This window comes from Lactobacillus johnsonii, assembly GCF_013487865.1.
GTDB lineage: Bacteria > Bacillota > Bacilli > Lactobacillales > Lactobacillaceae > Lactobacillus > Lactobacillus johnsonii_A.
In genome coordinates this window covers 803,883-818,070 of sequence record NZ_CP047409.1, presented here as the reverse complement: position 1 = coordinate 818,070, position 14,188 = coordinate 803,883, and the positions used below count along the sequence as shown (strand labels likewise).

The following is a 14,188-nucleotide window of genomic DNA, read 5'->3' as shown; positions in this document are numbered from 1 at the left end:
TTATTGAAGTAATTATTTATTACAAAAATAAAACGCATACCTCAAGACTTATAGAGATATACGTTTTCACTTTTATTCTCCGTTTAACTTATCTTTTAAACGTTCAAAGAAATTCTTTTCTTGTGGGGAAATATTACCGCCACCAGCTTTAACGTAATCAACCAAAGCTTCTTTCTGCTTATCATTAATCTTCTTTGGAATAACTACTTTAACTGTTACTTCTTGGTCTCCATTGCCTGTACCATTTATCTTTGGTACACCTTGACCACGTAATTTAAAGTTAGTATTAGGTTGAGTTCCTGCCGGAATAGTTAAATCAACTGGACCATGAACTGTATTTACACGAATTTTATCTCCTAAAGCTGCTTGAGCAAATGAAATTGGAGCTTCAGTATAGATAGTTGTACCATTTCTTCTAAATTCTTTGCTTGGTTTAACTCTAAATACAATGTACAAGTCACCGTAAGGACCACCATTTTTTCCAGCTTCGCCTTGACCACTTAAACGAATCTGTTGTCCATTATCAATACCAGCTGGAACAGTAACTTGAAGAGTCTGCTTTTTGTCGACGGTGCCCTGACCATGGCAAGTTTGACATGGATGTTCAATAATTGTTCCGCGTCCTCCGCACTTGTCACAAGTAGTTTGTTGTTGAATAACACCGAGTGGTGTTTGACGAGTTACCGTCATTACCCCACTTCCATGACATTTATCACACGTAATTGGATGAGTACCTTTTTCAGCACCAGAGCCGTCACAAGTAGGACAAACTTCACTTCTAGTATAGGTAATATCGGTCTTTTTACCCTTGATTGCATCCATAAAGTCAATCGTCATTGTATAATCTAAATCTTGACCTTTTTGCGGTGCAGTTGGATCTACACGACTTCTGCCTCCGCCAAATGCTGAACCAAAGATATCACCGAAAATATCGCCAAAATCACCAAAGCCTTGAGATGAGTATCCACCTTGGCCGCCAAAACCGCCAAAGCCTTGACCACCAAAGCCACCTTGACCATTTACACCTGCTTGGCCAAATTGGTCATACTGAGCTCTTTTCTGTTTATCATGGAGAACCTCATATGCTTCATTTACTTCCTTGTATTTTTCTTCAGCACCAGGTTCATGGTTTAAGTCTGGGTGATATTTTTTTGCTAGTTTACGATATGCCTTACTAATCTCACTTTCACTAGCATTTTTATCAACACCCAGCACATCATAATAATCACGTTGTGCCATCTGAAAACTCCTTTATTCATAAAAGAAAAGAACTACAATCACGCAGTTCTTTTCTTGTTTGATTTAATTATAAAACTTTTTACTTATCAGGGTCTACCTTATGAAAGTCTCCATCAACAGTTGAACCACCTTGACCGTTGTCTGAGCCATTATCATTGTTTGGTTGACCACCATTTTGTGGGCCTTGAGGGCCAGCTTGACCAGCTGCACCTTGAGCACCACCATTTTGTTGGTAAAGCTTAACAGCTAAATCTTGAGCAGCCTTTGATAAAGCTTCTTTCTTTTCTTTCATTTCATCCAAGTTGTTGTCTTTTTGAGCCTTCTTCAAAGCATCTAAAGCATCTTGAACATTCTTAGTTTCAGTTTCAGGAACTTTACCCTCAGTTTCCTTTAAAGTCTTTTCAGTAGTAAAGATTAATTGATCTACTTCGTTACGTAAATCAACTTCTTCTTTACGCTTTTTATCTTCTTCAGCATGCTCTTCAGCATCCTTTTGCATCTTCTTGATTTCTTCATCTGATAAACCAGAAGAACTCTTAATGGTAATCTTTTGTTCCTTACCAGTACCCATATCCTTAGCAGATACATTTACAATACCGTTCTTATCGATATCAAAAGTAACTTGAATTTGTGGAACACCACGTGGTGCTGGTGGAATATCAGTTAATTCAAAGCGTCCCAAAGTCTTGTCATCAGCGGCCATTGGACGTTCACCTTGTAAAACATGAACATCTACTGCTGGTTGGTTATCAGCTGCAGTTGAAAAGATTTGGCTCTTTGAAGTTGGAATAGTAGTGTTTCTGTCAATTAACTTAGTGAAGACACCACCCATAGTTTCAATACCAAGTGATAATGGAGTAACATCAAGTAAAACAATGTCCTTAACATCACCTGAGATAACACCACCTTGAATTGCTGCACCTAAAGCAACAGCTTCATCAGGGTTAATTGAGTGATCTGGTTCTTTTCCAGCCCAATCCTTAACAGCCTTTTGAACTGCAGGAATACGAGTTGAACCACCGTTTAAAATAACTTTGTCAATATCATTTACAGTCAAACCTGCATCACTTAAAGCATTGTCAAATGCTACCTTAGTCTTTTGAACTAAATCATCAGTTAATTCATCAAACTTAGCACGAGTCAAATCAGCTTCAAGGTGAAGTGGACCAGCTTCTCCAGCAGAAATGAATGGAAGTGAAATGTGAGTTGAGGAAACACCAGATAAGTCTTTCTTAGCCTTTTCTGCAGCATCCTTTAAACGTTGTAGTGCCATCTTATCGTTAGATAAGTCAACACCATTTTCTTCCTTAAAGTTTTGGATTAACCAATCCATAATTCTTTGGTCAAAGTCGTCACCACCAAGGTGAGTATCACCATTAGTTGATAATACTTGGAAGACTCCATCACCTAATTGCAAGATAGAAACATCGAAAGTACCACCACCAAGGTCGTATACTAATACTTTTTCATCATTTTCATCTTTATCAAGACCATATGCTAAAGCTGAAGCAGTTGGTTCATTGATAATTCTTTGAACATTTAAGCCAGCAATTTTACCAGCATCTTTAGTAGCTTGACGTTGTGCGTCATTGAAATAAGCAGGAACAGTAATAACTGCGTCAGTTACCTTTTCACCCAAATAGTCTTCAGAGAACTTCTTAATGTATTGCAAAATGAAAGCTGAAATTTCTTGTGGAGTGTATTCCTTATCGCCAACTTTAACTTTGTAGCCTTCTTCACCCATATGACTCTTGATTGAAACAATAGTGTTAGGGTTAGTGATTGCTTGACGCTTAGCTACTTCTCCAACTTGAATTTCACCATTTTTAAAAGCAACTACAGAAGGAGTTGTACGGTTACCTTCTGGGTTAGTAATAATTTTAGGTTCTTTACCTTCAAGTACGGCAACAGCAGAGTTAGTCGTACCTAAGTCAATACCAATAACTTTTGACATATATGGAACTTCCTTTCTTATTGAGCCACTACAACCATTGCTGGTCTTAATGTTCTATCTTTATATTGATATCCTTTTTGTAAAACTTTAACTACGCGATCTTTTTGTTCATCATTTTCTGCTGCTACAGTTTGAACAGCTTGATGAAGAGAAGGATCAAAAGTTTCACCCTCGGCTTTAATTTCAGTAATTCCTTGATCTTTCATCGATTTAACTAATGAATCAAGAGTCATCTGAACGCCCTTTTGGAGTTGCTTAGCAGCTTCATCATCGGCTTTAACAGCTAATGCTCGCTCCAAGTTATCCATTGCTGGCAAAACTTCTTTAGCTAGGCTTTGAGACTCATATTTTATTAACTGAGCACGTTCTTTTGCATAGCGCGCTTGCATATTTTGAATCTCAGCTTCACTACGTAAGTATTTATCTTCAAGATCCTTATTTCTAGCAGTTAATTCAGCAATTTCTTTTTCATAATTCTCTACTGGATTTTCCTTAACTTCCTCTTTCGGAGCTGCTTTTGGATCTTTTTTTGGTGACTTATCTGGGGTCACCTCGTCCTTTAAATCTTTTTCATGCGGAAACTCTTCTTTACTCACAGCTAACCTCCTTACTTAAATCTACCATAATAATCTAACAATTTCTTTGCTAGTTCATTCCTAAAATACTCGAGTAATCCGATCATCTGCGAGTATGGCATGTTTGTTGGTCCTAGTAGTGCAATTGTTCCTTTACCATATTTACCAACACTATATTGTGCAGTTAATAAGCTATAATTTTCAAGTAAATCGGATGGTAATTCTGAACCTAATTTAACCTGAACTTTAGAACTAGAATCATTTTTCAGTTCATCTTCAGGATTAAAACCAATTAAACTTGAAAGTGCGTCATTTTGATCAATTAACTTATAAAGTGATTTTATCTTGGTTAAATCATCATTTTCATAATTACTCAAAAGATTAATTTGACCATCAACATACATTTGCTCACTGGCCGCATCTTTAATGACATCTTGTAAGAGATCTAATATTTCCGGTGCAGATCCTCGAGCAATAAGATGATCAGCAATTCGCTTGAGTAACACTTCATTAATCGAACTAAGCGATTTTCCAACTAATTGATCATTAATCAATCGAACAGCTTTTTCAATTTCTTCCCCATTAGTATGATGAGGCAAAGTATAAATTTGATTCTTTACATTACCATCATCAGTAACTAAAATGGCCATCACTTGATGACTAGATAGAGGAACAATTCTAAAACCTGTAACTTTTACAGAATGTGTTTCAGGTCCTGCTGCAAAAGCCGTGTAGTTAGTCAAATCAGATAAAATCTTTGCAGCTTCCTGCACGATTTCATTAACTTGCTGAAAGGGTTGGTCTAATTGGTAAATAATTCGATTATAGACAGATGCTGGTATTTTTACTGGATTAATTAAATGATCTAAGTAGTATCGATAACCAGCAGTTGAAGGAATTCGGCCACTTGAAGAGTGTGTCTTTTCAAGTAGGCCTTTCTCTTCCAAAACCGCCATTTCATTTCGAACCGTTGCACTTGAGACCTTGACAGGCAGTTGATTCATCACGGTCTTAGAACCTACTGGCTCATGTGTCTGAGTAAAGTCCATAATAATAGTCTTTAAAATAAGTTCTTGCCGTTCAGTCAACATTTTCTCGCCCCCATTATTAGCACTCTTCTTTCTTCTGTGCTAACAATTTATATAATACCATAATTTAGCAATTGTTCAAGCAGAGTGCTAATTTTATTTTGGAGATTTATAGTTATAAAATTAAATACTTATGTGCTCAATACCATTAAGTTAAAGAATTGATAAATTAAATTTTTGAAAATTAAATTATTTTGATTTGGTTCTTTTTGATGTTTTTAGTGATAATTAAGAAAGATTGATAAGTCCTTCTAAAAAGACACCTATCAGCGTAAAATTATTGATAAGTATCTAACCTTAAATTGTTATTGTCTTAACTTAATGAAATTGTCTGGTAGGGGTGTGTTTTATAATAAGCCATGTTTATTACATGATCGTACTTATTAAGATCCTCTTTTGAATAGTGATGACTTATCTCAATAAATGTTAGATTAGATTCCATAAGCCAATTTTTTATACTTTTTGCTGTTACTTTATCTAATGAAGCATCAATTTCATCGAGTAATAATACTGGTCTATCTATCAAAATTGCACGTGCCAAGCCAATTCGCGCAATCTGTCCTCCTGATAACTCATTGGCATTATTTTCTAATTTATATCCAAGCCCTTTTTCTTTTATGAGATCCCTTAATTCCAACTTTTCACATACTTTTAGAACTCTCTCTTTTGGAATTTTAGCTCCTAATGTTAAATTGAAAAGCAAACTTTCGGGAAAAAGAACTGTTTTTTGACTAACATAGCCAAATATATCCTTAAACGTACCTTTTTTTTGACCTTCTAAGTTTATTTTTATCAGCTGTGCTGATCCATGTTTACCATACAATAAAAACTGAAATAGCGTTGATTTGCCGGATCCAGATGGTCCAATTATTACTGCTTTTTCCCCCTTCTTCAAAGTAATATTAATATGGTTGGCTAATTTTTTCTTCTCTCTTTCTAAAGTTAAATTATCAATAATTAGTTCTTTAAATTCTGTGCATGCAGTTTGAATTGCATCCTTTTTATGCAATAATTCATTAATTCTTTTTACAATTTTCTGTGTTGTAGCTAAATTATTTCTTTGCGTCAATATTTGAAGAATAGGGTTTACAAATGAGTTAGTTAATTGAACAATTGCAAATAAAGCACCTAGCGTTGTTTCTCCTCTTATTACCATAATAATACCAACAGATAGAGGTAAAATAAAAGTTCCTCCCATGGCAATTATATTAATCCAAGCGTCTGCATTATTTTTTAACAAGTTTAATTTTAATAATCTATTTTCTAATGCGTTAACTTTATTTCCATTTACATCAACAGCTTTATCTACCTGATTATATAAATTAAATAGTTCGGTTCCTTGAAGAATATGTTTTGTATGATTAACGTATATGCTATTAGCTTTTGACCATTCATTGGTTGCGTTTTTTATGTTGCTCTGAAAACGATTGGATATAACGGTCGGTAATAAAGCTCCAATAAAAAACACTAGAGTTAATGTCCAATTCAAAACAAAAGCATAACTAAACGCTAATATTAATGTATAAATATTTAATAAAATAGAAATTTCTGCTTCATATTGATTAGTTTCTAATAATTTAAAATCATTAGTTAAAAAACCTAAATTATCACTATTTTCTTCTTCATTATAAAGCATCCCCCTTAATATTTCTTTTCTTAGTTTTTTATTAGTTTCCCCTATTGCATTAGCCTTTAAATAATTAAACAACAGATTAGACACAAGCAACAAAGTTAAAATAACAATAATTTGTAAAAAGAATTTAGGCATATTACTATAGCGTTTGGTACTTGCCATATCAGTTAAAGATCCGACTATGTAAGCCATCACAATATTTTCAGTACTATATATAAAACCGAAAATATTTAATAGAAAAAATTTCCAATGAGGAATATTTTTATAAATTAACATTGAATCATCTCCTGGATATTTTTAATAAAGTTACTTATTTCACTATAATTTTTTTCAACGGCTTGAGTATACTTTAAGAAATAAAATGGAGGTTTATGATTTGTTTTCTCATGAATATATTTTATTATTTCTTCATTACTATTGAGCTTAGTTTCTGAAATATCCATGCGTTGCTCCCAAAAATCATGATCGTTTAAAAATAACGATTTCTCATAGTTAACTATAATAAAATCATCTAGATAATAGCCTTGAATATAAGTAATATACTGCCAATATTTATTTTCTTTGTCTTTTAAAAATTGACAGAAACCAATCATATTTTTCATTACAAATTCTTCATGAAAATAGGTATTATCTGTAATATTAAAAAGTAATGTATGAAAAGTTTCATGAATATAGTTCACAATAATATTTTCTTCCATACTACTAATATAGATTCGATTCTCTAGTGGATTTACTTTCTCAGAATAGTTTTTAATAGTTCTTCCGGTTATATTGGAAATAAATAAAATATTATTGTTTATTATGGTATGAGTGGGAATAATTTTTTGGTTAAGTTTTTTTGAACCATACTCAATAAGTAATTTTTTTACATCTTCAATAGTACATTTGTCTTGAGCAGACGGATTCTTCAAGCTTATACTCTTCAATAGTTCAAAACTACGAAAGTCAACAGGAGAAGCCAAAAATAGATTAATATTTTCATCAAATTTATTAAAGAAAACATTAGGGGATTCTACTTCTTTTCCTTCACTATCTTCACGATATCTAAAAATATATTTTTGAAAATCTCCCCAATAAAATCTATTATCCAAATAATATTTATTCTCCCTAAAATTAAATCTTCCCCAGTCTACATTTCCGATCTGAGATATATCATCAAAAATATATTTTGAAGAGAAAAATGCAGAAGCATATGCATGAAAAATAGTGCCTGTATTATCTACTAAAATATTAGCTGGGTCTTTAAGAAAATATTCTTGCATTTCTTTGAATTTTTCTACATAAAATTCATAATTATTTATATCTATTAATTCAAACTGTGTTTCGGCAACATTATAACCCGTCTCTAAAATTTTTATATCCTTATGTTTTTTAAAAATATTACTCAATATTTCAATTACTAATTTTCCATCATCAGCGTTACTGAGTAGATATTTGGGATGATATTTTTCTAGTAATTGTTCAATTTCAGTATAATTATTTATTTTTCGATCGATAATAGTAATATTTAATTGGGAGTATCTTCTTTTTAATACATTTACTTTTTTTAAATTTATATCTTTATATAAATAATTCTGTGCAATAATGTTTTTTTCTTCTACTACATCCCCATCAATTAATATAAAATTATCAAAGCCTAATTTTGAAAGAAATTCTAATGTATAACTACCAGCTGTACCCAATCCTAAAGTCATAATTGGAGTGTTTTTTGCTTTTTTTATGTATTGCTTAAAATTAGTATTAGGAAATGTATTTATAAGTCTTTCCAATCTAAAGAATTTATTGGAACTACTTATTGGATCTTTAACTATAAGATTATTTTGAAGCAAAGTTTCAATTAATTTATTTGTTTGTTTTGAATTTTTTCCAATAAAGTTTTTTATCTCTTCTTTATTTTTGGGATTTTTTAAAAACTTTAACAAATTCCATACTAATTCATCATCTGAAGTTTTGACAATTCTTTTAAAATGATTATTCGTTGAATTGATAATGATACCTTCGTTATTTTTTAATATTATTAGACCAGTATTGGTTCCGTATTTCATATATATTACTCCTACCTATAAAAAAAGAATTGAAGCCTCATTATTGGTTCAATTCTCAATTAAGTCTATGAAACTATAATTTTACTTAATAATTCCGCTAATATTTACATCATTTTTGTAAATTCCGCTAATATTCACATCGTTTTTGTAAATTCCGCTAATATTCACATCGTTCTTGTAAATTCCACTAATATTCACATCGTTCTCTTCATATTGAGATTCAGGCACTACTAATTTAACTTCAAAATTTTCCATTTATTTCACCTTTCAGTAAAAAGTATTGTAATTAACTAAGAGCTATTTCCTAAGCTCTGATAAGAGTATATAAGAGATAAATCAGTTCAGATAAAAAAATTCGTATCAGAATAATATATTCTAATACGAATTTTTATTTTATATTTTCTTTCAAAAAATTATTTAATTCTTCTGCATAGCTATCCATACCAATTTCACTTATCATTCTTTTGAGTCTCAAACATTCTTTGAGATATTTTATTTGAAAAGTATTTCTATAATAGATTAAATTTTTCAAAAAAAGAATTACTAATTTATAAAATGTAAGTTCAGGAACCATTTTTATTTTTTCTGTTTTTTTCAAAAAAATATTTATTTCTTCTTCTCTGTTTTCTTTTATTGCCAAAATCATTAAGTTAGCAACTATTGTCAACAATGCTATTTGCATCTTTATACTATTCGTATTTTGATATTGATTCAAAATTTTATTTCCTATAATTTTACCGGTATCAAAATTGTACAATTCAATAAAATCACAAAAAATTCCCACATTAGTTTCATTAAAATCTTCAATCTCAAACAGCCTTTTTTGCATTTTTCGTTTGAGTTCTTCATTAACCTGATCATTAGGTTTGCTCATAGTTTCCAAACTGGCTTCAATTATGAGAAAAGTGTCATTTTTATCTTTTTTAGATAAATTACTCTCTTCTATTAGCTTTTTAATCTCACCTATCTTCTCTTGATCATTCTCATAGTATGCTTCTCTCATCATTCTACTAAAATCTTTTTTTGGAAAATGGATAAATCCATCTTGATAGTTGAATTTTCTAAAAAATTCTTCCAATTCGATTCCATTATAATTTAATATCTTTATCAAATCTTCTGCTGTTATTCTATGAATTCCCTGTTCCACTTTAGAATAATAGGGTTGACTAACAATGTCATTAATAAAATTTTTTTGATTTTTATTTTGACTTAGTCTATATTCTTTTAGTACTTCTCCAATTTTCATTTTATAATAATCTCCAATATTAACTGAACTAGAGCTAGTTCTTCAGGACCCTCTCCATTCATTCATTATAATCGTAATTTCATGGTCAGAACTATCTTTTAACCAAGCTTTTGAAATTTTAATAACCAAATACATCTACTAAAAGTTTCAACATTGCTCTAGTATAACTCACATTATCTACTTTGATATCTAGATGGTTTTATTAGCTAAATTTACAAATGCGTCTACTTTTATCATTGTAAGATTGCCTAAAACAATCTTGATTTCTGAACTTTTTACCATCCCTTTCTTATTCTAAAAAATTCCTGTATAAGCATAGTATCATGAAGCTAAAATATTGTACCGCGTTATTTTTATTATTTTCCTCATTACCACTTCTTTGAAGAATTTAATCTTATCCGCTTGTCAGCAACCTGATCAATAAAGTATTTATCATGCTCAGTTACTAACATCGCTGGCTGTACTTTTCTTAACATGTTAATTAACTGATCCTGGTTAAACACATCTAAATAATTAGCTGGCTCATCCCATAAATATATATCTGCTTCTTCTACCAATGATTTGGCAATCGCCACTCTTTTTTGCTGTCCCATACTCATTTCTTCAATTTTTGTGGCAAAGCTTTCTCTCGGAAAACCCATTTTTCTAAGAATATTTAATAGATTTTCATAAGATATTTTTTCTTTTTCTGCAAACTGAGATAAAGTACCAGAATATTCAATAAAATTTTGTGGTAAATATGATATCTTTAAGCCATTAACAATATCAAGCTTTCCTTGAGAAATCACATTTTTATCTGGTTTTAAAATATTTTTCAAAAATGTAGACTTTCCAGATCCATTTTTTCCTTCTAGAGCTACAATCCCATGATTTTTAATAGTTAAATTTAAATCTTCAAACAATTTCTTATTTTGGACTGTAAGATCTAAATGCTGCGCTTCTAATAGAGTTCCATGATAGTTGGGATGAAAGTTCATTTCTAATTCAGAAATAGACTCAACATTTATCATTAAGCCTTTTTTATCTTGAATATTCTTATCCATTCTTCTTTCAAGATTCTTCGATCTTTTCATTATTTTAGCCGCTTTATGACTAAAGAAACCTTTATTAATGAATGCATGGATTTCATTTTTATGAGCACTTGCTTTTTTATTGTTTTCTGATTGAAGAGAATATCCTTTTACTCGCTTTCTACTTTCGTTCAAACTTCTAATTTGACCTTGAAGTTTTTCATTCTTATCTTGATTAAACTTATCTCGCTTTGTCTTTGTATCTTCATAACTGGCAAAATTTCCCTGATACAAATGAATCTCGGTATTTTCAATTGCTAAGATATGGTTTGTTACTTGATTTAAGAAAGCACGATCGTGACTCACCACAATGTAGCCATTAGAATGTTGTTGTAAATAAGCTATAACCTGCATTCTGGAGTCTTCATCTAAATGATTAGTGGGCTCATCAATTAAAGGAAAACTATTTTTATTAATGAAGGATAGTGCCAACAAAACCTTAGTCTGTTCTCCACCACTTAAAGAATTAAAAGGCTGCCAAATAAGTTCAGGATCAACTTTCATTAAATTTAATTCACGTTCAAGCTCCCACTGTTCAAATGAAACTTGTTCTTGCAGCGCATATAAAGTTAATTGTTCCTTATTTTTAACAGTAAGCGGAAAATAGTTAAATTCAAGTTTAGCTTGTATCTTTCCTGTTCCCCTTAAATTACCTCGTAAAAGATTTAAGAAGGTTGTCTTTCCCCTTCCGTTTCTTCCTACTAAACCTAATTTCCAACTACTATCCAAGTCTAAATTTAAATTATTAAATATATTATCTGAGCTATCTTGATATCTAAAAGAAAGATTTGAAATATTAATATTACTCATATTAATCACCTCACGAAAAAAGCCTACACTTTTGACAAGTGTAGACTTTCTCCTAGTTAAGCAAAAAAAGAAGATCCCCATCTACGTTCAATCTTGTCAAAAGTGCACAGTTGTCCTTATAAAAGAAAATAATTATTAAAATTCAACTATGCTATTTTGCAAGATTAAAAACGCAACGGCGTAACCTTCTTTCAAATATTAAATTTCAATTGATAGAAATATTCTATCACATAGATTATATAAAAGTAACCCTAAAATTAGTTTTTCAATTTATAAAAATATTGTTTAATATCACGCTTATCCTGATCTAATTGATGTGAAAGTTCTTCTATACCAGAAAACTTTTTATTTTTACGGATAAACTTGTACCAGGCTAAAGTTAGTGGCTTACCATAGGCTTCTTCATCAAAATCAAAAATATTAGTTTCAATTGTCAAACCATGATTTGTTTTGAAAGTTTCATTATAGCCAACGCTAGTCATAGCATCATGCCATTTTCCATTTACCTTTGCTCTAGTTGCATAAACTCCCTCAGCTGGTAAAACTTTAGAGCCAGAAATTTCAAGATTAGCAGTTGGAAAGCCAATTTTATGTCCACGTCTGAAGCCGTGAACAATAATGCCAGAAGTTTCATAAGGCTGGCCAAGTAACTCAGCTGCTAGTTCAACATTTCCATGCTGAATAGCTTTTCTAATATAAGTAGATCCCACTTTTATTTTATCTATTGCTTGTTTTGGCTCCACTACAATTTTAAATCTATCTTTAGCAAATTTAGGTAGATTTTCTACATTAGCAATATCTTTGGGGCCATAAGTATAATCAAAACCAACGACTACTGTATCAGCTTTGAGTTTCATTACCACCTGATCAACAAAATCTTGAGGCGAAAGCTGGCTAAATTCTTTAGTAAATTTAATAATTACTAAGTAATCTACTCCCAGCTTCTCCATTTTATGCTCTTTTTCTTGCTCAGTTTCTAAATAGACAAATTTATGATCGTTGTTATAAATTTCTTTAGGATGTTTATCAAAAGTCATTACCATTAATGGTAAGTGCTTTTGTTCTGCTATTAGCTTAGCATCTTTAATAAGTTTTTGATGTCCAATATGCACCCCATCAAAAAAACCTAGTGTTAAGATTACCTTTTTAGTCGTGATAGGTGCAGAAATAGGATAATCTAAGGTTATTACTTTCATTTTTTACTCTCACTATTCATTTTTTAAAAGCATCATTTCAGGACGATAAATTTTACCTTGTCGTTGATAAATAGCTTTTATATGTCCATTATAAACCAAAGCTACCTTGGCATAAGTGGTATTCAATTTAATGCTTGCTCCATTTGAAACTCTTTTAAATTGATCTGGTGATATTTGAAGTTGGGGTAAATCTACGAAAAAGCTATCAATTGGTTGAAGCCATCTTTCAGGATAATCTATTTCTTTTTCAATAGTTTCTAGATCTACCGCTTGACTTAAATCAAAACCTGAACTGCTAGTTCTAGTAAGACTGGTCATTACAGTTGGAACTCCCAATTCCTCTCCCAAATCATTTACTAGGGATCGTACATAGGTTCCTTTAGAACAGCGAATAGCAAAATTAAAACTTTCAGTTTTTTCTAGTGGATCATATTCTGGATCTTGAGTTAATTCATAACTATAAATGTTTACTTTTCTTTTCGGACGTTCTACTGGGATATTTTCTCGAGCATATTCATAAAGTCTTTTACCATTAACACGGACCGCAGAATATATTGGAGGAACTTGATCAATCTTTCCAGTAAGTTTTTTCATTCCACTAATAATTTCATCACTTGTAAATGGAGTAACTATCTTTTCTTCTGCAGTGGTTGTTCCATCTAAATCATAGCTATCAGTTGCTCTTCCAAACATTCCACTTCCAATATATGACTTTGGTTTTTCATGCATCAATTCAATTAGCTTTGTGGCTTGGCCAATTGCAATCGGTAATACCCCATTTACTTCTGGATCCAGCGTACCTGCATGTCCAATTTTTCTAATTTGTAAAATTTTTCGTAATTTATAAACACAGTCACTACTGGTTACTCCGCGTGGCTTATTTACTACTACAATTCCATTTAGCATTATTTAATCTCCAAAATAAAAGACGCCTTTCGGCGTCTCTTTCATTTATTTATTTTTATTCTCGCGTTCTTGATCTTGCTTCTTGACTTGATTAATTAACTTATCAATCTTAGAACCATAAGCAACAGAAGTATCACGTTTAAAAATCAACTCAGGAACCTTGTAAACAGTTAAAGTTTGACCAAGCAAGTGACGCATCATACCTTTTGCTTTATCAAGTCCTTCAGCTACTTCTTTTTCCTTTGCTGGATCATCTGTCAACATACTGTAGTAAACAGTCGCATATGATAAATCATTTGTACATTCTACAGCTGTGATAGTGACATCATTTAAACGTGGATCACGAATATCTTTACGTAATATCTTTGTCAATTCACGTAAAATTTCGCCTTCTACACGACCAATTCTATGTTTCATAATTAAGCT

Annotated in this window: 12 protein-coding genes; all 12 read right to left on the bottom strand. The window is 31.4% G+C overall.

Annotated elements, in window-relative coordinates; genetic code table 11:
• Positions 1-72 precede the first annotated feature (72 nt).
• On the bottom strand, positions 73-1,239 hold the full coding sequence (gene dnaJ / locus GTO82_RS03875; RefSeq protein WP_011162230.1) for a molecular chaperone DnaJ: 1,167 nt from the start codon (positions 1,237-1,239) through the stop codon (positions 73-75).
• A 79-nt stretch (positions 1,240-1,318) separates the two neighbouring features.
• Complete coding sequence (gene dnaK / locus GTO82_RS03870) at positions 1,319-3,193, bottom strand: molecular chaperone DnaK (protein WP_004897147.1); 1,875 nt, start codon at positions 3,191-3,193, stop codon at positions 1,319-1,321.
• A 17-nt stretch (positions 3,194-3,210) separates the two neighbouring features.
• A complete protein-coding gene (gene grpE, locus GTO82_RS03865; protein WP_180873827.1) occupies positions 3,211-3,789 on the bottom strand; it encodes a nucleotide exchange factor GrpE in 579 nt (192 codons plus the stop codon).
• 11 nt (positions 3,790-3,800) lie between these two features.
• Positions 3,801-4,859, bottom strand: a complete 1,059-nt coding sequence (gene hrcA, locus GTO82_RS03860; protein WP_180873826.1) for a heat-inducible transcriptional repressor HrcA — start codon at positions 4,857-4,859, stop codon at positions 3,801-3,803.
• A gap of 310 nt (positions 4,860-5,169) precedes the next feature.
• Positions 5,170-6,765, bottom strand: a complete 1,596-nt coding sequence (locus GTO82_RS03855) for an ATP-binding cassette domain-containing protein (protein WP_180873824.1) — start codon at positions 6,763-6,765, stop codon at positions 5,170-5,172.
• The gene (locus tag GTO82_RS03850; protein ID WP_180873822.1) at positions 6,759-8,534 is read right to left on the bottom strand and encodes a ThiF family adenylyltransferase; all 1,776 of its coding nucleotides are present in this window, start codon (positions 8,532-8,534) and stop codon (positions 6,759-6,761) included. The genes GTO82_RS03855 and GTO82_RS03850 overlap by 7 nt, the downstream gene beginning before the upstream one ends.
• Positions 8,535-8,615: 81 nt before the next feature.
• Positions 8,616-8,789, bottom strand: a complete 174-nt coding sequence (locus GTO82_RS03845; protein ID WP_180873820.1) for a hypothetical protein — start codon at positions 8,787-8,789, stop codon at positions 8,616-8,618.
• Positions 8,790-8,922: 133 nt separating this feature from the next.
• The gene (locus tag GTO82_RS03840; RefSeq protein ID WP_180873818.1) at positions 8,923-9,780 is read right to left on the bottom strand and encodes a helix-turn-helix domain-containing protein; all 858 of its coding nucleotides are present in this window, start codon (positions 9,778-9,780) and stop codon (positions 8,923-8,925) included.
• A gap of 368 nt (positions 9,781-10,148) precedes the next feature.
• Positions 10,149-11,660: a ribosomal protection-like ABC-F family protein gene (gene abc-f / locus GTO82_RS03835; RefSeq protein WP_180873817.1), complete on the bottom strand. Its 1,512-nt coding sequence runs from the start codon at positions 11,658-11,660 to the stop codon at positions 10,149-10,151.
• A gap of 257 nt (positions 11,661-11,917) precedes the next feature.
• The gene (gene ribF / locus GTO82_RS03830; protein ID WP_180873815.1) at positions 11,918-12,856 is read right to left on the bottom strand and encodes a riboflavin biosynthesis protein RibF; all 939 of its coding nucleotides are present in this window, start codon (positions 12,854-12,856) and stop codon (positions 11,918-11,920) included.
• 12 nt (positions 12,857-12,868) lie between these two features.
• A complete protein-coding gene (gene truB / locus GTO82_RS03825) occupies positions 12,869-13,762 on the bottom strand; it encodes a tRNA pseudouridine(55) synthase TruB (protein ID WP_180873813.1) in 894 nt (297 codons plus the stop codon).
• A 45-nt stretch (positions 13,763-13,807) separates the two neighbouring features.
• Positions 13,808-14,179, bottom strand: a complete 372-nt coding sequence (locus GTO82_RS03820; protein WP_004895256.1) for a ribosome-binding factor A — start codon at positions 14,177-14,179, stop codon at positions 13,808-13,810.
• Positions 14,180-14,188: the final 9 nt, after the last annotated feature.